General features: G+C 48.1%; 22 protein-coding genes. 15 read left to right on the top strand and 7 right to left on the bottom strand.

The genetic code is table 11. The features are described 5' to 3' along the window. The first annotated feature begins 5 nt into the window (after positions 1-5). The gene (locus tag AC5JLB_RS14405; RefSeq protein ID WP_495874518.1) at positions 6-377 is read left to right on the top strand and encodes an NDH complex assembly factor CRR9; all 372 of its coding nucleotides are present in this window, start codon (positions 6-8) and stop codon (positions 375-377) included. A gap of 249 nt (positions 378-626) precedes the next feature. Here AC5JLB_RS14405 and gatB read toward each other — a convergent pair whose 3' ends face one another. Next, positions 627-2,132, bottom strand: coding sequence for an Asp-tRNA(Asn)/Glu-tRNA(Gln) amidotransferase subunit GatB (gatB, locus tag AC5JLB_RS14400; RefSeq protein WP_495874517.1), 1,506 nt, complete (start codon positions 2,130-2,132; stop codon positions 627-629). Between the two features lie 205 nt (positions 2,133-2,337). Between gatB and AC5JLB_RS14395 the strand changes: the two genes are divergently transcribed. Next, the gene (locus AC5JLB_RS14395) at positions 2,338-4,227 is read left to right on the top strand and encodes a serine/threonine phosphatase (protein WP_495874516.1); all 1,890 of its coding nucleotides are present in this window, start codon (positions 2,338-2,340) and stop codon (positions 4,225-4,227) included. 278 nt (positions 4,228-4,505) lie between these two features. Here the strand turns inward: AC5JLB_RS14395 and AC5JLB_RS14390 are convergent, their stop codons facing one another. Both AC5JLB_RS14390 and cimA read right to left on the bottom strand, forming a co-directional pair. Next, positions 4,506-4,724: a DUF4327 family protein gene (locus tag AC5JLB_RS14390; RefSeq protein ID WP_495874515.1), complete on the bottom strand. Its 219-nt coding sequence runs from the start codon at positions 4,722-4,724 to the stop codon at positions 4,506-4,508. Between the two features lie 289 nt (positions 4,725-5,013). Further along, entirely contained in the window at positions 5,014-6,714 is a 1,701-nt protein-coding gene (gene cimA, locus AC5JLB_RS14385; RefSeq protein WP_495874514.1) for a citramalate synthase, read from the bottom strand. 617 nt (positions 6,715-7,331) lie between these two features. Here cimA and msrA point away from each other — a divergent pair. Then, entirely contained in the window at positions 7,332-7,997 is a 666-nt protein-coding gene (gene msrA / locus AC5JLB_RS14380) for a peptide-methionine (S)-S-oxide reductase MsrA (protein WP_495874513.1), read from the top strand. A gap of 116 nt (positions 7,998-8,113) precedes the next feature. Here the strand turns inward: msrA and AC5JLB_RS14375 are convergent, their stop codons facing one another. Both AC5JLB_RS14375 and AC5JLB_RS14370 read right to left on the bottom strand, forming a co-directional pair. Continuing rightward, positions 8,114-9,097 (bottom strand): ABC transporter ATP-binding protein, encoded by a 984-nt coding sequence (locus tag AC5JLB_RS14375; protein WP_495874512.1) that lies wholly within the window; start codon positions 9,095-9,097, stop codon positions 8,114-8,116. A 441-nt stretch (positions 9,098-9,538) separates the two neighbouring features. Next, complete coding sequence (locus AC5JLB_RS14370; protein ID WP_495874511.1) at positions 9,539-9,688, bottom strand: hypothetical protein; 150 nt, start codon at positions 9,686-9,688, stop codon at positions 9,539-9,541. A 333-nt stretch (positions 9,689-10,021) separates the two neighbouring features. Between AC5JLB_RS14370 and AC5JLB_RS14365 the strand changes: the two genes are divergently transcribed. The 6 genes from AC5JLB_RS14365 (at position 10,022) to AC5JLB_RS14340 (ending at position 16,045) form a co-directional block, all read left to right on the top strand. After that, entirely contained in the window at positions 10,022-10,807 is a 786-nt protein-coding gene (locus AC5JLB_RS14365; RefSeq protein WP_495874510.1) for a tetratricopeptide repeat protein, read from the top strand. An 82-nt stretch (positions 10,808-10,889) separates the two neighbouring features. Then, positions 10,890-12,197 (top strand): S41 family peptidase, encoded by a 1,308-nt coding sequence (locus tag AC5JLB_RS14360; RefSeq protein WP_495874509.1) that lies wholly within the window; start codon positions 10,890-10,892, stop codon positions 12,195-12,197. 319 nt (positions 12,198-12,516) lie between these two features. Continuing rightward, positions 12,517-12,921, top strand: coding sequence for an ArsR/SmtB family transcription factor (locus AC5JLB_RS14355; protein ID WP_495874508.1), 405 nt, complete (start codon positions 12,517-12,519; stop codon positions 12,919-12,921). Positions 12,922-12,955: 34 nt separating this feature from the next. Then, positions 12,956-13,879: a cation diffusion facilitator family transporter gene (locus AC5JLB_RS14350; RefSeq protein ID WP_495874507.1), complete on the top strand. Its 924-nt coding sequence runs from the start codon at positions 12,956-12,958 to the stop codon at positions 13,877-13,879. 241 nt (positions 13,880-14,120) lie between these two features. Beyond that, positions 14,121-14,393 (top strand): hypothetical protein, encoded by a 273-nt coding sequence (locus tag AC5JLB_RS14345; protein ID WP_495874506.1) that lies wholly within the window; start codon positions 14,121-14,123, stop codon positions 14,391-14,393. Continuing rightward, on the top strand, positions 14,393-16,045 hold the full coding sequence (locus tag AC5JLB_RS14340) for a heavy metal translocating P-type ATPase (RefSeq protein ID WP_495874505.1): 1,653 nt from the start codon (positions 14,393-14,395) through the stop codon (positions 16,043-16,045). Before AC5JLB_RS14345 ends, AC5JLB_RS14340 begins: the two co-directional genes overlap by 1 nt. A 334-nt stretch (positions 16,046-16,379) precedes the next feature. On the opposite strand, the gene AC5JLB_RS14335 is transcribed toward AC5JLB_RS14340, so the two are convergent. Further along, entirely contained in the window at positions 16,380-18,023 is a 1,644-nt protein-coding gene (locus AC5JLB_RS14335; protein WP_495874504.1) for a YcjF family protein, read from the bottom strand. Positions 18,024-18,252: 229 nt separating this feature from the next. On the opposite strand from AC5JLB_RS14335, the gene AC5JLB_RS14330 reads away from it, so the two are divergent. Next, positions 18,253-18,771, top strand: a complete 519-nt coding sequence (locus AC5JLB_RS14330; RefSeq protein ID WP_495874503.1) for a DUF937 domain-containing protein — start codon at positions 18,253-18,255, stop codon at positions 18,769-18,771. A gap of 94 nt (positions 18,772-18,865) precedes the next feature. Here the strand turns inward: AC5JLB_RS14330 and rbp are convergent, their stop codons facing one another. Then, complete coding sequence (gene rbp / locus AC5JLB_RS14325) at positions 18,866-19,162, bottom strand: RNA-binding regulator (protein ID WP_495874502.1); 297 nt, start codon at positions 19,160-19,162, stop codon at positions 18,866-18,868. Positions 19,163-19,672: 510 nt separating this feature from the next. Here rbp and pstS point away from each other — a divergent pair. From pstS to psb27, 5 genes are all read left to right on the top strand, one after another. Continuing rightward, positions 19,673-20,785, top strand: coding sequence for a phosphate ABC transporter substrate-binding protein PstS (gene pstS, locus AC5JLB_RS14320; protein ID WP_495874501.1), 1,113 nt, complete (start codon positions 19,673-19,675; stop codon positions 20,783-20,785). Between the two features lie 122 nt (positions 20,786-20,907). Beyond that, the gene (pstC, locus tag AC5JLB_RS14315; protein ID WP_495874500.1) at positions 20,908-21,864 is read left to right on the top strand and encodes a phosphate ABC transporter permease subunit PstC; all 957 of its coding nucleotides are present in this window, start codon (positions 20,908-20,910) and stop codon (positions 21,862-21,864) included. A gap of 98 nt (positions 21,865-21,962) precedes the next feature. Then, positions 21,963-22,850, top strand: coding sequence for a phosphate ABC transporter permease PstA (pstA, locus tag AC5JLB_RS14310; RefSeq protein ID WP_495874499.1), 888 nt, complete (start codon positions 21,963-21,965; stop codon positions 22,848-22,850). A 125-nt stretch (positions 22,851-22,975) separates the two neighbouring features. Beyond that, positions 22,976-23,782: a phosphate ABC transporter ATP-binding protein PstB gene (gene pstB / locus AC5JLB_RS14305; RefSeq protein ID WP_495874498.1), complete on the top strand. Its 807-nt coding sequence runs from the start codon at positions 22,976-22,978 to the stop codon at positions 23,780-23,782. Positions 23,783-23,991: 209 nt separating this feature from the next. Next, positions 23,992-24,387: a photosystem II protein Psb27 gene (gene psb27, locus AC5JLB_RS14300; protein ID WP_495874497.1), complete on the top strand. Its 396-nt coding sequence runs from the start codon at positions 23,992-23,994 to the stop codon at positions 24,385-24,387. Positions 24,388-24,462 lie beyond the last annotated feature (75 nt).

Here is a 24,462-nt window from a genome sequence, read left to right as displayed (position 1 = left end):
TTGGTATGCAGTCTCCAACAGAATTTTTAACTCCTGAAGAATCGGCTGAAGTCGATAAGGCGTTGTTGACCTCGAAAGATAAGTTTGCGACGCGAGTTGCGCTTTACTCACTGCGATCGCTTAAAAAAATCTCCTCCGAGTCGGGACAAGCGATCGCGAATCTCAACCCGAATCAAATTGAAGATTGGATCTACCAAGACGAGAGTTTACAGGGCGCAATTGATAATGAGTTCAAACGATTTTTTACGCAGCTTGTGATTTCTTCTAACAAACCATTGACGTTAGCTGCGCAGGATAGCGGAATTGCGATTGAAAATCTCACCGTTCCCCAAGTTGTGGCTTGGTTCGAGAAAGAAGCGAAATCTCGTTTAGGGTAGTTCTTCGGACGGCGAAAACAGTTGCTTTAAAAAGAAAAAAAGGAGGCGTCGTACTAACACGACTCCCCCTGTCATCAGGGTGCATCTACTTATCACAGTATGCCATCGAAGGGGTGGGGGGAGTAACCCCTTTCCCCCTTCTTCGTCAAAAATACACTGAATTTTTGTCAGAAATTCATAAAAATCAGTATTTTCTCGGTAGTAGGGTTTGGCTCACCTATCCAACGCAGTGCTACTGAATTTTAAGCCTCATGCGTTGAGCTTTTTTGCCAAGAGCTGGTTGGTCAGCTTTGGATCTGCCCGTCCTCCTGTTTGCTTCATGACTTTTCCCACAAAGAAGCCAAGGAGCTTGGTTTTCCCAGCGCGATACTGCTCTAACTCGTTGGGGTTTTCTGCTAGCACTGCCTCGATCGCAGCTTCGATCGCGCCCGTATCCGAAATTTGGATCAAGCCTTTGCTCTCGACGAGTTCTTTTGCAGAACCGCCTTTTGCTAGTAGTTCCGGCAGAATGTCTTTCGCAATTTTGTTGCTAATCGTTCCTGCTTCAATCAGACCAATCAGTTCACTCAGGGGTTCTGGCTTGAGCGGAATTTCCGTGATGCTGAGCCGCTCATTGTTAAGATAGGCGCTGATGTCGCCCATAATCCAGTTAGCAGCGAGTTTGGGATTGGCTTTCGCGGCAACGGTTGCTTCAAAATAGTCTGCGATCGCACGGTCATCGGTCAGTACTCGGGCATCATACGGTGAAAGCCCCAAAGTTTTCTCATAGTAAGGACGCTTCTGATAGGGAAGTTGCGGAAGCTCTGAGCGCCACGCTTCAAGTTGCTGAGCGGACACCTCAATCGGACCCAAATCGGGTTCTGGAAAATAGCGGTAATCGCTCGATCCTTCTTTAATCCGCATTGTGATTGTGCGCTGAGTGCCTTCTTCCCACAACCGAGTTTCTTGCAAAATTCGCTCCCCAGTCTCGATCGCATGAATTTGTCGCTCGATCTCGTAATCAATCGCTTTCTGAATCGCGCTGAACGAGTTCATGTTTTTGATTTCGACCTTTGTGCCAAACTCTTTCTGCCCAATCGGGCGCACTGAGATATTCACATCGCAGCGCAGCGATCCTTCTTGCATATTGCCATCGCTCACACCCAAATAGAGCATGATCCGGCGCAATTCTTGAGCGTATTCGGCGGCTTCTTGTCCGGTTCGCATGTCGGGCTCAGACACGATCTCGACGAGGGGCACTCCAGCGCGATTGTAGTCGACCAAGGAATAGGTCGAGCCAGATAAACGGTCACTTCCTCCATGCACCAGTTTCCCGGCATCCTCTTCCATATGGAGGCGAGTAATCCCAATTCGCTTCGTAATCGACTGACCGTTTTCATCGAGCAATGGCTTGCCCGTGCTGTCGGTAATTTCGATTTCTAGCCACCCGTGTTCTGCGATCGGCAGATCGAACTGCGAAATCTGATAATTTTTTGGTAGATCAGGATAAAAATATTGCTTGCGATCGAACTTACTGTAAGGCGCGATCTGACAGTTAAGCGCCAGCCCTGCTTTCACAGCATACTCCAGCACCTTCTGATTGAGAACCGGCAGCACTCCCGGCAGCCCCATACAGATCGGATCAATATTAATGTTTGGATCAGCTGTAAATTTCGCAGAGCTATCTGAGAAGATCTTGGTTTCGGTACTTAACTGACAGTGAGTTTCAAGTCCGATAACAGCTTCGTACTGAGTTTTTGTAATCGCAGTGGTCATAGATTCATTGCATCTGCAAAGTCTGGCTCTATTTCTATTGTACAGGGATGAAGGAGGTCTTCGACCCGCTTCGCGAGGAGGGACGAAGGATGAAAGCCGAACCTTTGCAAGGGATGGAGGATGAATCCTTCCAAAAATCAAAGTACCATCGCTGAAAATGTGCGTAAGATTGGAATGTCTCCATCCCGGTGAGAAGTAGAGATCAATGCTTGTTTGCTCTCAGTGTCAGTCTGAAAATCCAGACGCTCACAAATTCTGTCAGGTGTGCGGAATGTCTCTCACGGAAAAACCATGTCCAGTCTGTGGTGAGTTGGTACTGCTTGGTGCTGAAAAATGTTCTCAGTGCGGTACTGTGACGGGAACGCTCTTGTTAGCAATCTGTGATATTCATCCTCTCAAAGCAACTGCGATTAGCGATTGTCGCAACCCCGAAGGAGTCCAAAAAGATTCGGCAGCGTTGAAGTATTTAGATCCTGCCTATCGATATCAGGTTTTGTCAGCGTTTCAAAAAACTGACTTAGGCAGCGAATGTCTGGCATTGGATACTCAACCCCTCCAGCCGCCTTTTTTTGACGAGTCCAAACCCTTATCCGAACTTGCTAGTCCCTATCTTCATTTACCTGAATTGCATCAGGTATTACCTGCAGTCTATGACGCTTGGCAGCAGAGCGATTCTTCTGGAGTTGTGAGCGGCGCTAATATTTTGCTGCTAGAAGAGCGATCGCACCTGCTGCAACTCACAGACTTCATGACCCAGAACAACGGCACTGTACCCATGCTGCAAATCTTGCACTGGTTCTACGAAATGGTAGACCTGTGGGAAATGCTAGATCCGTGGCGAATGCGGCAAAGTCTTTTAGAGTTGCCCAATCTTCGGTTAGATGAAGATCAGGTACTGTGTTTACAGCGGTTGTATCCTGATCCTCCGAGCGAACTGACGTTGAGAAACTTGGGTACAATTTGGCAATTGCTGCTAGCTCGTCTGTCTCACACTCAATCGGCTGATCTGCATTTACTGATTGCAGATGTTTTAGTAGAGGCAGTCGTGACGGTTGAAGACCTGCGATCGCGGCTCAGAACGCTTGCCGAAGAGCTTCAAGATACTCCCCCTCCAGCCATCACCATGTCTGAATCTATGTCTGACTTACCTCCAAATTCTGAAACTGCCTCTTCAGCAGAGGCGACAACTGAACCGATAGACGCCGCAGTTGACGCCGACGACTTGCCCACCGTCGTTTTGCCGATGCAGCTATTCAGCCTAGATGATGCTGGACAAACAGATATTGGACGGCAGCGCGATCACAACGAAGATTGCTTTAGCATCGATACGCAAGTTGCAAAAACTCATTTATCTTCTGGCAAAGCGGTACGAGCGCGGGGCTTGTATGTGTTGTGTGATGGTATGGGCGGACATGCAAGTGGTGAAGTGGCGAGTCAATTAGCCGCAGATACGTTACGCAGCTATTTTCAGCAGTATTGGCAACAGGCAGCAGAAACCGGAGCAGATGCTAAGATTCCGCCTGCAGACATCATTCGAGAGGCGGTCCAGCGTGCTAACAAAGCAATCTATGATGTGAATCAAACCAACGCTCGGTCTGGGAGCGGCAGAATGGGAACGACAATGGTGCTGCTGCTGTTGCAAGATACGGAAATTGCGATCGCGCATGTGGGCGATAGTCGTCTCTACCGCTACACGCGCAAGCGTGGCTTAGAGCAACTCACGCTCGACCACGAAGTAGGGCAGCGTGAAATTCTGCGCGGGGTTGAACCTGAAATTGCCTATAGTCGACCAGATGCGTATCAGTTAACGCAAGCGTTGGGACCGAGAGACGAACACTTCATTCACCCAGACGTTCAGTATTTTGAGATCAACGAAGATGCGGTGATTATTCTGGCATCGGATGGACTGACCGATAACAATCTATTGGAACAAAATTGGCAAACCCACATTGATCCGCTGGTGAGTTCGCAGACCAATTTAGATCAAGGCGTAAGTAAGCTGATTGATTTAGCTAATCAGCACAATGGGCACGATAACATCACCGCGATCGCGATTCGAGCTAAAGTACGCCCTAATTTAGGACAGTTGCGCTAACTTAAAGCGCCAGGATTCTGAAATAGCATCACTCGTACCTTGAGGTGAAATTCGGCTGTTTAGTGCGATCGCTGTAATTCAGCGCTCTGACGTTAGTAGATAATTCTCGACTACAAAGCAGCGTTGCAGGCGTTCCTAACGCATTGTCCAAGACTACTTCTTAGCCCAAGACTACAGTTTGTCATTTCAAATTTGTCTAATTCTGATATGAAGATACCTTCAACAAGGCTTTACAAGAAGCGCTTTAAAGCTCTTGTCTCATCCCTCATCCCTCATCCCTAGTCTTCTTCCCACGTATCAACAGCAAGTAAAGCGCTCACTGGATCTTTCATTGAGAATTCAAACGAGAGCAATTCTTGCTTCCAATACGCCCACTCATCTCCGTAAAGGAGCGCAATCTTCCATAAACCATCGGTAGATTTTATGAGTTTAGAATCAACAAGTTTTTGAACTTGACGCTGCAATTTCTCCATTGGGTGTGCGACCTGTTGGCTCATACGATTCCTTTTTTAAGAATTAAATTGTTGAAATTTCTAAATTGAGCATCTTGGTGATAGCATCGCAACGTGTATCGTGGCTATCCAAGACCTTACAGCTTCTAATGTTAGCGTACTTTCTTACTGTTGTGGCAAATAATATTTTTGCCTATAGTCTAATTTTTTTGCCCGTAGTTATACTCAAAACCATCCGCAACATCTGAAAGAACTTCAGCGCTACAGGAGCTTGGTTGAAACGGAAGCATCTTCAGGTTGGGATGAAGATATTCCTCTCACCATCAGCGCAATCCTACGTGGTCAGCGCTGTCTTTGCTCGGTGCTGTAAAAACAATCCGTACTCCAATCCTTCGACCACTGCTTGGTAAGACGCTTCCAGAATATTGCATGATACTCCAACGGTTCGCCACCGCTGAAAGCCATTGCTCGATTCAATCAGCACGCGAGTATTTGCCGATGTTCCGGCAGCGCCATCTAAAATTCGGACTTTATAATCGGTGAGATGGAACGCTTGAATTTCTGGGTAAAACGTTACGAGCGCTTTCCGCAACGCCGCATCGAGAGCAGAGACCGGACCGTTTCCTTCCGCCGCTTCAAGAATGTTGTTTCCATTCACTCTAACTTTTACCGTTGCCAACGACTGACTGCGCCAATCTCCCACCGAACACACGGGCAGTGGAATTCCGGGCAGCATATCATAATGCACCTGAAATCCTTTGACCTCAAACGGGGAATGCCGTTGTCCTAATGCCTCGCGCATCAGGAGTTCAAAGCTCGCTTCTGCCGCTTCAAACTGATAGCCTTCGTGTTCTAAATGCTTCAGCCGCTCTAAAATTTGGCGGCAGGCTGGATTGTTCTTATCGAGGTCAATGCCTAGCGATCGCGCTTTCGCTAAGACATTACTCATGCCCGCTTGCTCAGAAATCACAATCCGCCGACCATTGCCCACTAATTCTGGTGCAATGTGTTCATACGTGATTGGGTTTCGCTCGACCGCGCTGACGTGTAATCCGCCTTTGTGAGCGAAAGCAGATAATCCGACAAAAGCCGCATGATCATCAGGGGCAAGGTTGGCCACTTCGCTCACAAATCGACTGGTTGCGGTCAAATGTGCAAGCTGTGCGGGCGCTAAGCAGTCATAGCCTAATTTAAGCTGCAAATTGGGAATGAGCGAACAGAGATTGGCATTGCCGCAGCGCTCACCATAGCCGTTGATAGTGCCTTGCACCATTCGTGCCCCAGCTTGTACCCCTGCGATCGCATTTGCAACTGCAAGTTCTCCATCGTTGTGAGTGTGGATGCCGAATTGAGAGGTAGGAAGATACTCTAGAACCGCATGAATAATTTGAGCGATTTCGTGGGGCAACGTCCCGCCATTCGTGTCACACAGGGTTAGCCACTCTGCTCCAGCATCATGAGCGGCTTTCAGCGTTTCTAATGCATAGGTTGGATTGTACTTAAACCCATCAAACCAGTGTTCGGCATCGTATATGACTCGCCGATCGTGACTGCGTAGATACGAAATCGTATCTCGAATCATGGCTAGGTTTTCGTCTAGGGAGGTTTTGAGTCCTTCTGTAACTTGTAAATCCCAGGACTTACCAACGATCGTCACCCACCGAGTTCCAGCAGCGAGGATGGGTTGCAGCATTGGATCGGTTGCCGCCGTTTTACCGGGGCGACGAGTAAAGCAAAAGGCAACAACCTCTGCTTGGCTGAGCGGTTCTTCTTTCAGTTGCCAGAAGAACTGCACATCTTTCGGATTTGCACCGGGCCATCCTCCCTCAATGAAGGGCACACCCAATTGATCTAACTGCCGCGCAATCCGCAGCTTGTCTGAAATAGATAGCGTCAAGCCTTCGCGCTGAGCGCCATCACGCAAGGTGGTGTCGTAGATGCAGATCTGGTGAGTCGATTGGGCAGTCATAAAGGAAATTCTTGCGGTGAGAGAGGCGTGAAGATCAGTGAATGCAACCTGTTGCTTCCTATTCACGGTGCTTCCTATTCAATCTAAAGCATTGCTTGTCACCAAGGAAGGCGAAACAGAGCGCTTTCTCTCAACTTATTGTTAAAAACCTTGTTAAAAATTGTCTACGATAATGTCATTGGGTTGGATCTGTAGCGATGCCCAATCTATTACTCAGGTTTCCCTGTACGGGCAAGATTCCACGCTATGGATTGGTGGCAATGTGGCTATCGAAAATGCTTCTTGCATTTTCGATAGCCACATTGCTCCAAACACTCCAAGTTTTTTAGATTGTTGGTTCTTGCTTCTCGTGAAGCCACGATCGCGGCTTCACGATTTGAGGACATTTGCGAATATTGTCAACGCGGGTGCAAACGCTACTAACATTGCTAAGGTAAACACCAAAATCTACAGTTGTGTATTGTGTTACCAACGTCTAAGCACAAGAACAATCTCAAACAAATACGATTGACTACTAAGTAACTATTTGCCCACCTGTTAAAGAACTCTATGGAAACTCTAATATCACGTTTAGATTCCTCTCAGATTTGGGCGCGAGAATAGCGAGTATTGGAAGCCATCAAATCGTGGATTGAGCTACCATAAAGAAAAGTAAAGCAGTCTGAAAAGAAGAGTTTAAAGCCATGGTGCTATTTGGATTTGGCAAAAAATCATCGCTTCCGACACCAGAAGAAGCATTGCCCGGACGCGCAACTCAAATGCCCGTTCCCGCAAAGCATTTTGTCAATGGTAATCCGCTCAAGCCTCCCTTCCCTGCCGGAATGCAGATGGCGATGTTTGGGTTGGGGTGCTTTTGGGGCGCAGAGCGAGTCTTTTGGAAGCAAGATGGCGTGTTTACAACGGCTGTTGGCTATGCAGCAGGCGTGACATCAAACCCGACCTACCAGGAAGTTTGCTCTGGAATGACGGGTCATAATGAAGTTGTTTTGGTTGTGTTTGATCCCAATGTGGTCAGCTACGAGCAACTGCTGAAGATCTTCTGGGAAAGTCACAATCCGACTCAAGGAATGCGCCAAGGCAACGATCGCGGGACGCAATATCGATCGGGCGTTTATGTCTACTCCGATGAGCAACGTCAACAGGCAGAAGCCTCTCGTGATGCCTATCAAAAAGAACTCCAGAAGTCGGGTTATGGCGAAATCACGACGGAGATCTTAGAAGCTCCTGAGTTTTACTATGCGGAAGATTACCATCAGCAATACCTGGCAAAGAATCCTGGTGGATATTGTGGTTTGGGCGGGACTAAAGTTTGCTATCCCGAGACGGCTGAGGTGAGCGAAAAGCAGTAAGAAACTGAATTAAAGTGTTGAATTAAAGTTTTGAGACGGGATGGACATTTCATCCCGTATTTTTTTGGTTAACAACTGGCATGAGCACTGAGTGTCCTTCAACGTTGCGCACTACGCTAATCGCTAGGAGCTTCGCGATGTGAATCGCGCAGTTTCTTCACAAAAAATTCTTCTAGTGACGGTCGTGCCAGTTGGATGGACACCAGTTGAGCATTCATGAGGCGCACGCTCGCCATAAAGTCCTGCGGCTCTCCAAGCAGATGCCCGATCCACAACCCGTCTTGAAACTCCACATCGGGGACGCGCTGACGCAGTAAATCAGGATTGCCACCTTTGACGACGACGCGATATTGTTCGGCTACGCCCAACAACTCTTGCATCGAGCCGATCGCAATTAATTCGCCGCCAGCCAGCAATGCTACGCGATCGCAGATCTTCTCGACATCGGACAACACATGACTATTAAAGAAGATCGTTTTGCCTTGTCCTTTAAGTGAGCCAATGATTTCGCGCATCTGATAACGACCAAGCGGGTCGAGTCCTGACATCGGTTCATCTAAAAACACAAGCTCTGGATCGTTGATCAGCGCTTGTGCTAGACCGATGCGTTGCAGCATTCCTTTCGAGTAGCGGCGTAATTGTTTTTTCTTCGCATCTGATTTCGCTAAGCCAACGAGATCCAATAGTTCAGGAATGCGTTTACGAACATGCGATCGCGGTAAACGAAACAACCCTGCGGTAAATTCAAGAATTTCCCACCCCGTGAGGTAATCGTAGAAATAAGGATTTTCGGGCAGGTATCCGATGTTTTGCTTGACACTGCGATCGCCTAATGGCTGACCCAGCAGAGTTGCCCGTCCTGCTGTTGGGCGTACGATTCCCAGCAGCGCTTTGAGCAGCGTTGTTTTACCTGCTCCATTTTGTCCTAGCAATCCGAAGGTTTCGCCTTCATACACGGTTAGCGTCACTTTCTTAAGCGATGTCACCTTCTGATTCAGCCAAAATCCGGTTCGATAAGTCTTACTCAGTTCGTAGGTTTGCAGCGCGATCGCCCGGTTGGCATCGGTAGTAGAAGTTAGAGGATCAACAGCAGTATCCATACGGAAGGTTACAGAATAGCGTGTTGCCATTAAAACATCCAATCCGATTTTTGATGAATGGATTTTTGGGTTAAGTGCGATTAGCGCAAAGCGCAACTTCGGAGAAAACGGCTTTGCCAAACTCCGAACGATCGCCGCCGTGAAATTTTGCTTACACTGAATGTAAGGACGTTTGGCTCTAATTCTATTTATGAATCGCTCAAAGTTTGTCGCTATTCTGACTGGCGTTATTTCTCTAATTCTAGGAATCGCGTATTTAATGCTGGTTCAACTGCTGGATCTACGCGGTGAAATGGTTCCTGCTCCAGTTGGATTGCTTTTGCTATTCTTCTGATGTCTAGAGCTTTTGTCCATTAAGTGTAGAAGATAAAGTTATTCACACAAAAAGCTGGGAGACACAAACCTCTCAGCTTTTTTAACTTTGTACCACTCAACCTCAATCTATTCTGCCTCGATCTCATCCCACATCTGAGATAGCGGAATCGTTTGTCCTACCTTCCCTTGATGCAGTGCCCTCTGCAAGCTTTCCTTAATTGCATCTACAGGAGGATCATCTGGATCAAACTCCGGCTCCTCTGAAGCATCTTGCACAAGGAATTACTACACGAACCAACAAATGAGTGGTACAGAAGTCAGCTCTTAGAAACGGCGCGGTGGACGGTTATTGGATTGAGTAGGGTACTGTCTGGGCTGTAGCTCATTGCACTATAGCCTGAGACAACCTTCAATGTGCCGATGCTCACTGGATCAAGCGGTGAAAAGACGAACTTTAGGGCAGGTGAGTTTTGCCTCAAGAGCAGTGCAAATCAAGCACGATGAATATCCCCCTTCACTTTCTAATATGACGATGCGAAAACAAGCTTTACTGGCGTTCTCGCTTTCTACTGCTTTAGGATGAAGGCGACGTGGAGAGGAGAAAAAGCAATGAACCCATTTTACAAATTGATAGCTTCTTTGGGTCTAATGACTGCCCTGCTCGGCTTGGCTCCAATCGTTCAAGCCCGACCAGTGCAATCTTTCGTAGCTCAAGCCAGAGTGACAGATTTGCTCAACCAGGGGCAGGAAAAAGCAAAACGGGGTGATTACCAGGGCGCGATCGTCGCTTATAACCAAGCCATTCAAGCAAATCCTAAACACACTGACGCTTACATCTATCGAGGTTTAGCGCATCACGATGCGGGTAATTTGGAGCGAGCAAGCGCTGACTTTGAGCAAGCGGTTCGGCTTGATCCGAAAAATGCCAAAGCGATTTATAACCGGGGTGAAATCCGCTCTGACCAAGGAGATTTGCGGGGCGCGATCGCTGACCTGGATCGCGCCATTCAACTCAAACCCAATTATCCAGAAGCTTACAACCATCGAGGCGTCGTTCGCGCTGGGCTGGGAAACCTACCAATGGCAGTCGCAGATCTCAGTCAAGCCGTTAAGCTTAGACCCAACTACACAGATGCTTTTTACAACCGAGGTAAAGCACGGGCAGCGGTAGGGGATGTCAAAGGTGCAATCCAAGACTTCACACAAGCTACCCAGCTCAATTCCAGTTTGGCTGAAGCGTATGGTAGCCGAGGCCTGCTTTATGCTCAATCTGGCAATCGAGCCACTGCGATCGCTGATCTACGGAAAGCAGCGCAACTCTTTCAACAGCAGGGAGACCAAGAAAGCTACCAGCAAACACTTGGTTTTATTCAACAAGTGCAAACAGGTAACTAGGCGGTCTTGAAACGTGATGTGATGGAACCTTACTTGCTAGGAGACAATTCCACGCTGTTGTAGAAGTGTGCAGAATCAAAGCATGAAACTTAGAGCAATTCGGAGATGTAATTCGGTTGTAGGAGTACTTGCGATCGCGAGTGCCATTTTATTGAGATCTGAAGGATCAGCATTTGCAAATCAAGCTCCGACTAACTCAGCGCCATCTCCAACTTCAACCAGTCCTGTTTCAAAGCCTCAGAATAGGTCTGACATCATCGATCAAGTTTGGAGCATAGTTGAGCGTGAGTATTTAGACAGCAGCTTCAACGGGCAAAACTGGCAAGCCCTGCGTCAGCAGTACTTGAAGCGATCTTATTCCTCTTCAGAAGCGACCTATCAGGCAATTCGAGCAATGCTTGGGCGTCTAGGAGACCCCTTTACCCGCTTCATCTCCCCGCAAGAATTTGCAGTTCTGCAAGCGGGTTCCTCGAAAGCTGGGATCGGACTTCAAATTGTTGAAGCAACTACTCAACAGATTGTTGTCGTTGCACCGATTGAAGGAAGCCCTGCCGCGATCGCAGGCATTTTGCCCAAAGATGTGCTGAAACGTATTGATGATCAATCGCTTGGGGGAATGAATGTTTATAGAGCTGCTGGGTTAATTCAAGGGACACCCGGCACTGTTGTTAAGGTCGTGGTGCAGCGCGGAGATCAAGAACACCAATTCAACATCACAAGAAAACAATTTGATATCAATCCGGTGCGCGATCGCGTTGAAGTAACGTCAAACGGCAAGATCGGTTACATTCGCTTACTGCAATTTTCAGGGAGCGCATCGTCTGACGTGCAAACAGCAATTCAAACTTTAGAACAACAGGGCGTCAGAGGCTATCTTCTCGATCTAAGATTCAATCCTGGAGGTTCCTTGGATGCTAGTCTCGACATCGCCCGAATGTGGCTACGTGACGGAACGATTCTATCAACAGTTCGGCGTGGAGGTGAAGCTGAGCAGGAAAAAGCAAATCAAAAAGTTCTCACAGATAAACCCCTTGTGATTTTAGTTGATAGCGGTACAGCGAATGCCAGCGAAATTCTGGCAGCTGCACTTCAAGATCAGCATCGGGCGATTCTAGTCGGAAAGCCCACCTTTGGGAACAACCGAATTCAAGCGTTACGTCAATTACCAGGCGGCTCAGGGGTAGCTGTCACAGTGGCAAAGTGGTTGCCCCCATCAGGCAAAGATATTTACCAAAAGGGACTTCAGCCTGATGTCAAAGTTGATCTGACTTTTGAACAACAAAGAACCTTAATGACTGACCCTGGTAAGGTCGGCACTGAAGCAGATCGCCAATATGCTAGAGCGTTAGAGGTATTAACTCAACGCCTAAATCGTTCTAAGCAGAAGTAAAAAGGAGCTTTCAAACGGCATTTTCGGACCCGAGAGCGCAAGGATCATCTACGTTGCTAAGTTCGACTGGGACGATGCTGAATTTTGATATGAATTTGGTGTTTTTCAAGATTTTTGTGGGTAAGAAATTGAAGTTTTTCAAAGACTCCGATTTCTGAGAATCTCTACGCTCATTCCGGGATTCAGCAACGCCCAAATCTCTATCATTGAGGAACATAAACTCATTCGTGGAACAGAGAATGATTCCCACTTTCGTCCTCTATACTGAAACCAGTTGAGGATTTCTCTTGACCCTGATACGCCAAACTCCACGTTTGCAATGACTAAGCCTGCTGATCCCCAAAAGCCATCCTGTCAAGATTCTGATGTACTCGGTTGCGAAACTGACTGTCCGATTCAGTTGGATAACGTTCGCCAGGTGCGGCAAGAAATGTTGTCAACCCCACAGGCACAGCGAATGGCTGAGTTTTTCGCAATTCTGGCAGACCCGAATCGGTTGCGGATTTTGTCTGCTCTCGCAGCGCAAGAGTTGTGTGTCTGCGATTTGGCGGCAGTCGTGAAAATGGGCGAATCTGCCGTGTCTCATCAACTTAGAGCCTTACGATCGATGCGTCTAGTGAGCTATCGCCGAGAAGGTCGAAACATTTATTACAGTTTGGCAGACCACCATGTGGTCAATCTCTATCGCGAAGTGGCAGAACATTTAGATGAATCAGAAGCTTGATTTTTGCTGGCAAGTCTGACGATAGAATGCTGGAATGAGTGCAAAATCTGCCCGTTCTTACATCATTCTCTCGATCGTTGCCGCGATTATCACGATTGCTCTAAAAGCAGGTGCTTACTTCCTCACTGGCTCAGTTGGATTGCTCTCAGACGCACTCGAATCGGGCATCAATCTAATTGCGGCAGTGGTAGCATTTTGGGCGCTCTCTTTCGCGACTAAACCTCCCGATGCCGAGCACGCCTTCGGGCATTCTAAAGCGGAGTACTTTTCAAGTGGATTGGAAAGTGCCCTGATTATGGTGGCTGCAATTAGCATTGCTGTTGCAGCTTGGGGGCGGCTATTCAATCCTCTTCCGATCGAGCAAGTTGGATTAGGACTCGCGCTTTCTCTGGTTGCGACTGCGATTAATGGCGGCGTTGCCTTTGTTTTATTTCGAGCGGGTAAACGATTGAGATCCATCACCTTACGCGCCGATGCCCACCATTTATTGACCGACGTATGGACATCCGCCGGAGTAGTGATTGGCATCCTCATTGTGAAATTAACGGGCTGGTTGGTGCTTGATCCGATCATTGCGCTGATTGTGGCAGCAAACATTATTTGGGCAGGATTTCGGCTGCTGCGTGAAACAGGTTCGGGGTTGCTCGATCGCTCCCTTTCAGCAAATGAGCAACAAACGATTATGAATCTGCTCATGCCTTATCAAGAAAAAGGGATTCAGTTTCATGCTTTGCTCACACGAGTTGCCGGATCGCGCCGCTTTATCTCTTTTCACGTTTTAGTACCAGGGGAATGGACGGTACAGCACGGGCATGATCTGTGTGAAGAGATCGAGTTAGCGATCTCGCACGCTCTTCCCGGAAGTCATGTGATTACCCACTTAGAGCCATCAGAAGATCCGGCATCGTGGGACGATCAGACGCTCGATCGCACTTCTGGAAATAGCACTCATAATTAGTTAAAAACGCTTGATCAAGACCGCAACCGTCAGTTAGAGTGAGAAACATCTGAATTAATGTTCATATATTAAAGCCATGCCCATCGACTCGTTTAGTGAGCTATCGCAAGGTCGAAACGGCTACCGAGAGGTTGCAGATCATCTTGACCCAGCAAAAACCTGATCCGTCTATCGTCTTTTTCTGCTTAATATCTGAGTCTATGCTCAGAAGCTCAAAAGTCACCATCCTTCAAAAAACCTAATGAAAGCACAGAGATCTCCTCAATCAAGCTGCTGTGGTTGTGATGACGACCCTAAGCCAGTACGCTCTCACAACAATGAGGATGACCACGATCATGATCACGGCGATGGTGGTCTAAAACAAGAAATTAAAGTTGTGGCGATCGTGGTCGCTCTATTCTTGGTCGGCATCCTCTTTGAAAAGCAACTGCACACTACACCGTTCTCGATCGCGGAGTATGCAGTATTGGGCGCAACATTCTTAAAGGGCGGGTGTTCGATGAGAATTTCTTGATGGCGATCGCCACGCTGGGCGCGATCGCGATTCACCTTTTACCGGAAGCGGTTGCCGTGATGCTGTTCTTCCGAATCGGAGAACTATTTCAGGGCTATGCGGTGGGGCGATCGCGCAAATCAATCAGTGCGCTGCTAGAGGTTCGTCCTGACACCGCGAATCTGAAAGTGAATGGCGAAGTCAAACCAGTTTCTCCAGAGTCGGTCAAGATTGGCGACGTTATTCTCGTCAAGCCAGGAGAAAAGATTCCGCTTGATGGCAAAATTCTGGATGGAAACTCTCAAGTTGATACCTCTGCCCTGACGGGTGAATCGGTTCCGCGAACTGTGAAAGTCGGAGAATCGGTTTTAGCGGGGATGATCAATCAATCGGGTGTTTTGACCATTAAGACGACTAAGTTGTTTGGTGAGTCGTCGATCGCTCGAATTTTAGAACTGGTGGAAAATGCCAGCAGCAAGAAAGCAGAAACTGAGAAGTTTATTCGCAAGTTCGCTAGAGTTTATACCCCGATCGTGGTTTTCCTTTCATTAGCCGTAGCGATCATTCCGCCGCTATTCATGAATAATCCAACCGATGCCGATCGCTTCCGTTGGGTCTATAACGCTTTAGTTTTACTGGTTATTTCCTGCCCGTGTGGATTGGTGATTAGCATTCCGCTTGGCTATTTTGGTGGAGTTGGCGGAGCGGCGAAACGCGGCATTTTGGTCAAAGGATCAACTTACCTGGATACGCTGGCAGCAGTGAATACCGTTATGTTTGATAAAACTGGAACACTGACACAAGGCATATTCAAAGTCACTCAAATTGTGCCGCAAAACGGCTTTACTGAAGCAAAGTTACTGGCTCTTGCAGCGCAAGTGGAATCTCATTCTAATCACCCGGTCGCTCAGTCGATTCGTACGGCTTACGGACAAGCGATCGATGATTCTCAAGTGCAAGACTATAAGGAGATTGCGGGTCATGGCATTCAAGCGAAAATCGGTAATCAGATTGTGATTGCAGGGAACGATCGATTCCTCCATCGTGAAAACATTGCTCATGACGTTTGTGATGTCGATGGAACCGTTGTTCATCTTGCGGTGAATGGAACATATGCTGGACGAATTATCATTGCTGACGAACTGAAGCCGGATGCGGTTGAGGCAATTCGATCGCTGAGAAAAATCAATGTTCCTAAAGCGATCATGCTCACGGGCGACAATGAGAACGTTGCGGATGGAGTTGCGAAACAGTTGGGCTTAAGTGACTATCGGGCTGAACTATTACCGGAAGGGAAAGTAGAGGCTATCGAACAAATTTTACGCGAAGCAGGCAAAGGCAAAGTTGTGTTTGTCGGGGATGGGATTAATGATGCTCCGGTGATTGCTAGAGCCGATGTCGGCATGGCAATGGGTGGATTGGGATCAGATGCCGCGATCGAAACGGCTGACGTGGTGATCATGAGCGATGCCCCTTCTAAGATTGCGGAAGCCATTCAAATTGGGCGAAAGACTCATAAGATTGTGATCCAAAATATTGTCATGGCAATGACGATCAAAGCGTTTTTTATCCTGCTTGGTGCGTTGGGAGTCGCTACCCTTTGGGAAGCCGTCTTTGCTGATGTGGGGGTTGCCCTCCTCGCCATTTTGAACGCTAGCCGAGTAGTCAAGTAACATGCTTTCTGCAACAGGCCGAGACGAATGCGCTCAGTCTATTGATTCTTTCAGGAGGTTTGGAGCTTTATGTCCGCAAACGATCGACCCCACGGATTTACGCTGATTACGCCTGATCATGACAATGTTGCCAATGATCTGAGCGATCGTGGCAGGCTATCTCACTCTGTTTAAATTCTCTCAAAGCTCGACTGCGTGCCTTACCAATGGAGTTTACAGCAGCTCAATGGTGATTACCTCAAATGTCCATATCCACGATGTAGCTGAGTCGAGATTTGTTTTGCAAGTAAAGTACTGCCTCAACACAATAAAAAATTAGATACAACAACTTTAATTACTGCCAATCATCAAGCGTTTCTTCATCTGAATCAATCCGAATCTCAACCCGCTCCGGTGCTTGAATCGGTTTCATCGGTTGCCGGATTTCTAGTGGTTCCATTTCACCCGGATCAACTTCATTTTCTCCACGAATGTCAAGTTGCAATGGCTTCACCACTTTTGCGATCGCGTCTTGCACAAATGACTTAATAAACTCGTCCCGTCGATTCAGTTGAAACTGACGTTGTACTACTTCTGTAATACCGCCATCGCCCCAATCTTGATCATGGCGGAAATATTCAATAAAGCTTTTACCTGCGATCCGAGTCAGATAGGCTGCACTCACGCCTTGAATCACTCTTCCGGCTAGAAAACCTGCCACACTAAGCTGAAGTGCCTTACTTAAAAGGTCGATCGCACCTTTAACAACGCCTAAACTAACCAGCGTTTTTGCGAGCGAAAACGCCAACTCTCGCCCCCGCTCCATATTAATGTCACAGCCATACACTCGCCCGATCTCAACTACCATCTGAGCATTAACCGCCGCTGTTGCCAACAAGTCCACCACTGGAAGCGGCGTCACTGAAATTACGCCCGCCCCGATCCACTGAAAGCGCTCTACGATTTTTTCGGCCTGTCGTCGCCGTTGTCCGTCAATCAGTCGCCGTGCTTCTTCTCCTAAGCGCTGCGACTGAAGCAGAATATTATCGGCTAACAGATCATCGCCCTCAGCTCTCAGGACAGCAGCAAGTCGGCGAATCAACGGCATCACATCTGGCTCAGGGTGCAGCGTTTCGCCCGTTTCCATCCGGAAGGGTTGAGGATTTGCCGCGATCGCAATTACATCATTGTGATTGACAATGCCACGAACCCGCTCTCTCAATCGCGCCTGAATCGTTTCTAAATCTTGCTCGGTATAGAGATCAGCTTTATTGAGAATAACGAGCGATCGCTTGCCAATTTCCGCCAGCATCCTTAGCGGATCGTATTCCGATTGCCGCAAATCGTTATCGAGAACAAAGATCAGCAAATCTGCTTCAGTTGCCAATCGCCGCGCCAGCTTTTCTCGTTCTGTTCCCGCAACTCCCGCTTCTAAAATTCCAGGCGTATCAGTGATGAGAATCTCGCGATCGACGCCTTTTAGTTTCAATCGATAGGTTTCTCCAACTTCTGTTGTGCCCATGGGTGCGCCGACCTGCCCGACCATCCGGCCCATCAGCGCATTGACAAGGGAGGTTTTGCCCGATGATCCCGTGCCAAACACGACAACCATGACTTCCCCGCGCGCCAAATTTTGTTCAATCTCTCGCGATCGCATCAGCAGTTCTTGCTTCGTCACCTCATCTTGAATCTGAGCGACCTGCTGTCGTACCGCTTGCAGGTTTTCTCCTGCCGCTTCAACTTTGTCTTGTGAAACCCTCGGCGCAACTCGTCGCCGACTTCGTTTGCGCTGCTGATTTGGCAATAAGAAAAAGTAATAGATAAATGCCGCGACCAAGGTTCCCAACAGGCCAATGATCAGCAGAATCACGATCGCACCCAAAAACGGGTAATACGCCAACAAATACCACAAGCGATTTAGCGAATCGATTAGCCAAATCACCAGCCCTAAGATCAGCGCAACCCCAAAAATTAGCGTTAGAAGTCGTGACAGAGGCATGGAAACTACTCAACACAGAGAAAAGATCGGAACGCCCGATGTACTGTCTTATTCTCCTTTATTCCTTCAGCTACGACAGCCTCTAGAGAATGAAAGCTTGATTATGCTGGCTGACTTGCTATATTCGGACGCCCAAGTGATGGTAACGAAGCACTCTTGACTTTACAAAGCAAAGTTTTTACCGTTTAGAGGTTAATCACTCTCTAAAATCGTTTTGGAATAAAGATCTATGGGCCTTTTCGACCAAATTCTAGGCGCTGTTAGCAATCCTCAGCAGCAAGCTTCTCCAGATCAATTGGGAAGCATCTTGGGTGTTGCCCAACAAGTTGCAGGCAATCATGGCATGGATGGTAATGCAACTCAAGCAATCATGTCTATTTTAGGCGGACACGTGCGATCGTCTTTGCAAAACCAGCAAGGCAATAATCCGCAAGATGTTGTCAATCAGTTCGCTGGACTGGGCAGCAATCCGCAAGCTGTTCAGTCTCTATTTCCAGGAGGACAGCAGCAACAAGTTGCTCAAGATATTTCGCAGCGCACCGGGTTTGACGCCAATACAATTTTGTCAATGCTGCCTGTTTTAGTACCCTTAGCTCTAAACCTGTTGCAGAGCGGAAATTCTACTGGAGGAGTGCAGCAATCCGGTAACCCTGTTCTGAATGCATTTTTGGATTCTAACCGGGATGGAAACGTTGATTTGGGGGATGCGATGGGGCTAGCGGGACAGTTCCTCAACCAGCGACGTTAGAACCAGCGACGTTAGAAGTAGTGTCTCAGTCCTATCGCACTCCATAGTAAATGCGCCTATCTGAACAAGATAGGCGCGCATCATTTTGTGAGTGTTAGTAGTTGTCCCGGCTAAAATTTCTGCCACTACCGCCTACCCCTGCCCGAGGTTCGCGCGGCTTTGCTTTATTTACCTTTAATTCGCGACCGAGCCACTCGGCTCCATCCAGCGCGGCGATCGCCGCATCTTCGTGCGTATCATCCACCATCTCAACAAAGGCGAATCCACGCTTCCTGCCCGTTTCTCGGTCAGTGGGAAGGCTGACTCGGCTGACTTCACCGTATTCAGCAAAGACTTCCTTTAAATCCTCTTCAGTTGCCTGAAAGGACAGATTTCCAATATAAATAGTCACGCTTCTCTCCAAACAAATCTTGTGAGGGCGAACTCGGTTAAAGCTGTGGGAGCAGGGGCATTGGCACTACTCAAAATAGCCCAGCCGAACTCTTGGTTTGGAGATTATTATAACTGACTCTTTCGATCCTGAGAAGCATACTCGATGCATTTCGTCTAGCTATAAAAATAGGAATTCCTATTTCTGTTCAATCGATTCTTATGGAAGAAGCTAAAGTGTTTATGCTGAACAATTTTCAAGTTGAAATCGTTTCATAGTTAAAAATGAGTGTTTACCTAAACTTAACCTAAGTTAGAAACCTTAACATTCAAAAAAAGCACAAATGATCTAGGGCATTCTGGTGAAAACTGCCGGGAGCTATTGAATCGTTAATAGCCGCAGTTTTGATATAGCTCAAGGAAAACACTGTAGATTAAATATAGGCTGAGGCAAGAATAAATCCGCCTTAACCTTGTCTTTAAGGTCGCGGTGTACCCTGAGAGGGATATCACTTGCCCTGCATTATTTTTTATGTCTTTTCTAGTGAGCAAAACTCGTCGGACGCTGTTCTCCACCTCTGCGATCGCGCTAGTGGTTGGTCTTGCCTCTTGTACTCCCAACACCCCAACCGCTCCCCCTCAAGCAGGCGGCAGCCCCGGAGCTGCACCTGCGGCAGGAGGAAATACGGTAGCGGTAAGTGGTGCGGGTGCAACTGCTCCTAATCCGCTCTATCAGCGTTGGTTCCAAGAATACAACAGACAAAACCCCGCGGTTCAAATTAGCTATGACTCTGTGGGCAGTGGTGCGGGTGTCAGGCGCTTTCTAGACGGAACTGTTAATTTTGGGGCAACAGATTCTCCTCTAAAAGCAGAGGAGCGTCAAAAGATTCCTGCTGCTCGTGGTCAAGCTGTTCAAGTCCCTTCAACAGGTTTATTTGTTGTATTCGCCTATAACTTGGATGGCGTCGATAATCTCAAACTATCGCGCGAAGCCTTTTGCGGCATCACGGACGGTTCGATTAAGACGTGGAACGATGCCAAGATTACCAAAGACAATGCGGGGGTGAATCTGCCTGCTGATCCGATTACATTTGTTCACCGCTCAGACGGAAGTGGAACCACAGATATCTTTACCAAGCACCTCGTTAAAGCCTGCCCGAACTGGAAGGCGGGAGCAGGAAAAACAGTTGAGTGGCCCACTGGAACGGGGGCAAAAGGCAACGAAGGGGTGTCAGCTCAAATTCAGCAAACCAGAGGTTCAATCGGCTATACCGAGTATTCCTATGCCAACGAGACGAAGCTGAAAATGGCGTCCATCCAGAACAAGGCAGGCGACTTCATCACGCCGACTCCTGATTCGGCCGCAAAAGCGTTAGGCGGCGCTCAAGTTCCGGCTGATTTCGCCCTCTCTGTGCCCGATCCGGAGCAAAAAGATGCTTACCCAATCGTCAGCTTAACCTGGCTGCTGTTCTATGAGAATCCTGAAGAGCCAGCCAAAACTAAAGCAATGACTGAATTTATGAGGTGGGCATATTCTGCGCCGGGTAAGCAAATTGCTACCGAACTGGGATACATTCCTCTACCCGATGATTTATCAACGAAGGCAGCGTCTGCGTTAGATACAATCAAAGTGGCAACGAAGTAAATCTACGATTTAGCTAAAGGTGGCGAGTGCTGCTGTTAGTTTATTAGTGAGTCGTTTGATGAACTGGCAACAGCATTTGACCCTTGCGATTCGCTCCTTAACCTTTTTTGCCAACAGATGTTATGGCTTCGACAACTGATCATTCTTCACCGATGAATCGTAAGCGATCGGCGACCGCTCGCTCGATAGACAACGGATTTGTCTGGGGCACGGCGGCGGTCGCGATCGCGGTCGGCTTGCTGTTGGTTGCGATCGCCCTGAGAGTCGGAACAGATGCTCTGCCAGCAATTCAGAAATTCGGACTAGGCTTTCTAGTCTCCAATCGATGGAGCGTCATTGACGGTGCATTTGGTGCACTGACCCAAATCTATGGCACGCTCGTCACTTCATTTATTGCCCTCCTCATTGCCGTACCCATTGGAGTGGGAGTGGCGATTTTCTTGAGCGAAGATTTCTTGCCCCCTCGAATCAAGCAGCCGATTGTTTTTTTAGTTGAACTGCTGGCAGCCATTCCTAGCGTTGTCTATGGGCTTTGGGGAATTTTTGTCTTAATTCCTTTTCTGCGCCCCGTCGGGATTTGGTTAAACGCAAACTTGGGCTGGATTCCGCTCTTTAGCACTGCACCGGCAGGTCCTGGCATCTATGCCGCCGGGCTTGTTCTAGCGATCATGATTTTGCCTATTATTGCCGCCATCTCCCGTGATGCCATGGTCGCTGTACCGGCTGAATTGCGCCAAGCTGCCTATGGTTTAGGAGCTACCCGGTGGGAAACGATCTTCCAGATTCTTCTGCCAGCAGGATTTTCTGGTATTGCTGGCGGTGTGATGTTGGCGCTTGGGCGAGCGATGGGCGAAACGATGGCAGTCACTATGCTGATTGGTAACTCCAACACGATCGACTCATTTTCTATCTTGTCTCAAGGCTCAACCGTTTCTTCGCTGTTGGCAAATCAGTTTGCGGAAGCGGGGGGACTTCAGGTCTCTGCCCTGATGTACGCTGCGTTGGTGCTGTTTGGCCTGACACTAGTGGTGAATGTTTTAGCTGAAATTGTGGTTCGCCGCTTTAGTCTGAAACTGTAAGCGAGGCGATAGTTTTGTGAAACTAAAAGTTTGCAAGATTAAGACCCTAACCTAAGAACCTGAGACTGAGAATTCGTTAGCTTTTAGGAACCGTTGACATGCCTGCTCCAGACTTTGCCACTGCTCGACGCCCCGGGAGTTTGAACCGATCGCCTACCTCACCCCGGACGCTATTTGCTTCCGCAATGACGGTACTCTCAGTTCTATTTACCCTGCTTGCCCTGATTCCGTTGGTTGCGGTGTTAGTCTATGTGGTGGTAAATGGCTTACCTCGGCTAGACATTGCAGCGTTTACTCAACTTCCCCCTGCTCCTGGATTACGCGGTGGCGGCTTTGGAAATGCGTTGCTTGGCACGCTCTTAACTGTTGCGATCGCGGCTGCCATCAGCATTCCATTTGGGGTTGTCGCCGCCATTTATTTGTCAGAATTTGGTCGTGATACTCGGCTTGCAGAATGGGTTAACTTCTTCACTAACGTGCTAAGCGGCGTTCCCTCGATCGTGATCGGGGCGTTTGCCTATGCCGTTGTTGTGCTGACTACTGGAACGTTTTCTGCTGTGGCAGGGGGGGTAGCGTTGGCGATCTTGATGCTGCCGACCATTGTCCGCACGGCGGCAGAAGCTTTAGAAGCTGTACCCAATGATTTCCGGCAAGCGGCGATCGGGTTAGGCGCAACTCGGATGCAGACGACGCTGAAAATTGTTTTGCCTGCTGCTGTTCCAGCGATTTTAACGGGGATCATGCTAGCGATCGCCCGTGCGGCAGGCGAAACTGCCCCAGTTTTGTTTACTGCCTCATTTAGCCGATACTGGAATACTACGGTTTGGCAACCGACTGCCACGCTGTCACGCTTGGTATTTGATTTTGCAACGGCTCCTTACGCAAGCCAACAACAATTGGCTTGGACGGCTTCTTTAGTCTTGGTGGCGTTGGTGCTTGTAACGAGCATATTGGCTCGTTTGGTCACTCAGCGGAGACGTAAGTGATTGCTAACCCTCGCTTGGGTTACGCCTGCTGCGATCGGCTCTGCCAAGCTTCAGGCGATCTCATCCACTCTATAGTCTAATTCTGTTCGGTTCTTGACTAGTCATTTTTACTCAATGAGACTTTTATGACTTCCCGACTTCAAAGTGCCCGCCAAACCGATTCCGTTTTCCACACCGAAGATCTCAATATTTACTACGGCAACTTTCTAGCCGTTCGAGATCTCTCGATCGATATTGCCAAAAATTCGATCACGGCATTTATCGGACCGTCTGGCTGCGGCAAAAGCACCGTTCTTCGCTGTTTCAATCGGCTCAATGACTTGATCAAGTCATTTCACATCAAAGGCAAGATTTACTATCACGACCAAGATTTATATGCCTCAGAGATTGATCCGGTAGAAGTGCGTCGGCAAGTTGGAATGGTGTTTCAGAAGCCGAATCCGTTTCCAAAATCAATTTATGACAACATCGCCTTTGGGCCTCGGCTGCTGGGTTATAAGGGCGACATGGATGAACTCGTCGAGCAGTCGCTTAAGCAAGCAGCGCTTTGGGACGATGTGAAAGATAAGCTCAAAGCGTTTGGAACTGACCTTTCTGGTGGACAGCAGCAGCGCTTGTGCATTGCTAGAGCCGTTGCCGTACAGCCAGATGTCATTTTGATGGACGAACCGTGTTCTGCCCTCGACCCGATTTCAACTCTTAAGGTTGAAGATCTGCTACAAGAACTCAAAGAGAAATACACGATTATGATCGTGACTCACAACATGCAGCAAGCTTCTCGTGCCTCTGACTACACGGCATTCTTTAACGTAGAAGCGAATAGCAAAGGACAGCGAACCGGTTATGTTGTGGAGTACGATCGCACAGAAGTAATTTTTCAGAGTCCGAAAGAACAAGCAACTCAAGCTTACGTCAGTGGGCGTTTCGGTTAAACCAAGCCGATTGAAGTTTTACAACCGCCGGAGAGACGATTGGTAGGTGTCTCTCCGGTGGTTGTTTTTAGCCCAGTTCTAACTCTAGGTAGAAAATTAGGTGTAGATTCTGTGGCAAACTTGCGGAGCGACGTGACAGTGATCCCGCTGTTCCTAATCACGGTAGGATTAAAAAACTGTTACTTTTATTCACTCACACATAAAGGCTTATGAAGCGCTATTTGTCTCGTCTGCTGGCTTTGGTGTTAGTGGCGGCGATCGCTCTTGTGGGGTGTTCTTCTCCCAGTGGGCTGACAGGTAATTACAAGGAAGATACCCTGTCCGTTATCAGCACGTTGAAAGCCGCGATCGAGCTGCCTCAAGACGATCCGGCTCGAATTCCGGCGCAAAACAGTGCCCGTCAGTTGATCAATGACTTTGCCTCTCGCTACCGTCAAGATTCTAATCTGACCAAGCTGAGTTCCTTTACCACGATGCGGACAGCGCTCAACTCTCTGGCAGGTCACTATAGCTCCTATCCAAACCGCCCAGTCCCTCAGAAGCTAAAAGATCGAGTTGCCCAAGAATTTCAGCAGGTCGAACTTTCACTCAAGCGTGGGACTTAATTTCATTCAGTAGTGAATTGAGAAAAGGCTTTAGATCTTAATCGAGCTGAATTGAAGTTCAAGTTTAAGATCTAA

Source organism: Myxacorys chilensis (assembly GCF_059505265.1).
The sequence above is the reverse complement of the archived record's forward strand: the minus strand, read 5'-3'. Positions and strand labels throughout refer to the sequence as shown.

What these genes read in the sequence shown, in the direction of transcription:
- AC5JLB_RS14405 (WP_495874518.1), top strand. Translation starts at nt 6, where the DNA reads ATGCAGTCTCCAACAGAATTTTTAACTCCTGAAGAATCGGCTGAAGTC.
- gatB (WP_495874517.1), bottom strand. Translation starts at nt 2,132, where the DNA reads ATGACCACTGCGATTACAAAAACTCAGTACGAAGCTGTTATCGGACTT.
- AC5JLB_RS14395 (WP_495874516.1), top strand. Translation starts at nt 2,338, where the DNA reads ATGCTTGTTTGCTCTCAGTGTCAGTCTGAAAATCCAGACGCTCACAAA.
- AC5JLB_RS14390 (WP_495874515.1), bottom strand. Translation starts at nt 4,724, where the DNA reads ATGAGCCAACAGGTCGCACACCCAATGGAGAAATTGCAGCGTCAAGTT.
- msrA (WP_495874513.1), top strand. Translation starts at nt 7,332, where the DNA reads ATGGTGCTATTTGGATTTGGCAAAAAATCATCGCTTCCGACACCAGAA.
- AC5JLB_RS14375 (WP_495874512.1), bottom strand. Translation starts at nt 9,097, where the DNA reads ATGGATACTGCTGTTGATCCTCTAACTTCTACTACCGATGCCAACCGG.
- AC5JLB_RS14365 (WP_495874510.1), top strand. Translation starts at nt 10,022, where the DNA reads ATGAACCCATTTTACAAATTGATAGCTTCTTTGGGTCTAATGACTGCC.
- AC5JLB_RS14360 (WP_495874509.1), top strand. Translation starts at nt 10,890, where the DNA reads ATGAAACTTAGAGCAATTCGGAGATGTAATTCGGTTGTAGGAGTACTT.
- AC5JLB_RS14355 (WP_495874508.1), top strand. Translation starts at nt 12,517, where the DNA reads ATGACTAAGCCTGCTGATCCCCAAAAGCCATCCTGTCAAGATTCTGAT.
- AC5JLB_RS14350 (WP_495874507.1), top strand. Translation starts at nt 12,956, where the DNA reads ATGAGTGCAAAATCTGCCCGTTCTTACATCATTCTCTCGATCGTTGCC.
- AC5JLB_RS14345 (WP_495874506.1), top strand. Translation starts at nt 14,121, where the DNA reads ATGAAAGCACAGAGATCTCCTCAATCAAGCTGCTGTGGTTGTGATGAC.
- AC5JLB_RS14340 (WP_495874505.1), top strand. Translation starts at nt 14,393, where the DNA reads ATGGCGATCGCCACGCTGGGCGCGATCGCGATTCACCTTTTACCGGAA.
- AC5JLB_RS14335 (WP_495874504.1), bottom strand. Translation starts at nt 18,023, where the DNA reads ATGCCTCTGTCACGACTTCTAACGCTAATTTTTGGGGTTGCGCTGATC.
- AC5JLB_RS14330 (WP_495874503.1), top strand. Translation starts at nt 18,253, where the DNA reads ATGGGCCTTTTCGACCAAATTCTAGGCGCTGTTAGCAATCCTCAGCAG.
- pstS (WP_495874501.1), top strand. Translation starts at nt 19,673, where the DNA reads ATGTCTTTTCTAGTGAGCAAAACTCGTCGGACGCTGTTCTCCACCTCT.
- pstC (WP_495874500.1), top strand. Translation starts at nt 20,908, where the DNA reads ATGGCTTCGACAACTGATCATTCTTCACCGATGAATCGTAAGCGATCG.
- pstA (WP_495874499.1), top strand. Translation starts at nt 21,963, where the DNA reads ATGCCTGCTCCAGACTTTGCCACTGCTCGACGCCCCGGGAGTTTGAAC.
- pstB (WP_495874498.1), top strand. Translation starts at nt 22,976, where the DNA reads ATGACTTCCCGACTTCAAAGTGCCCGCCAAACCGATTCCGTTTTCCAC.
- psb27 (WP_495874497.1), top strand. Translation starts at nt 23,992, where the DNA reads ATGAAGCGCTATTTGTCTCGTCTGCTGGCTTTGGTGTTAGTGGCGGCG.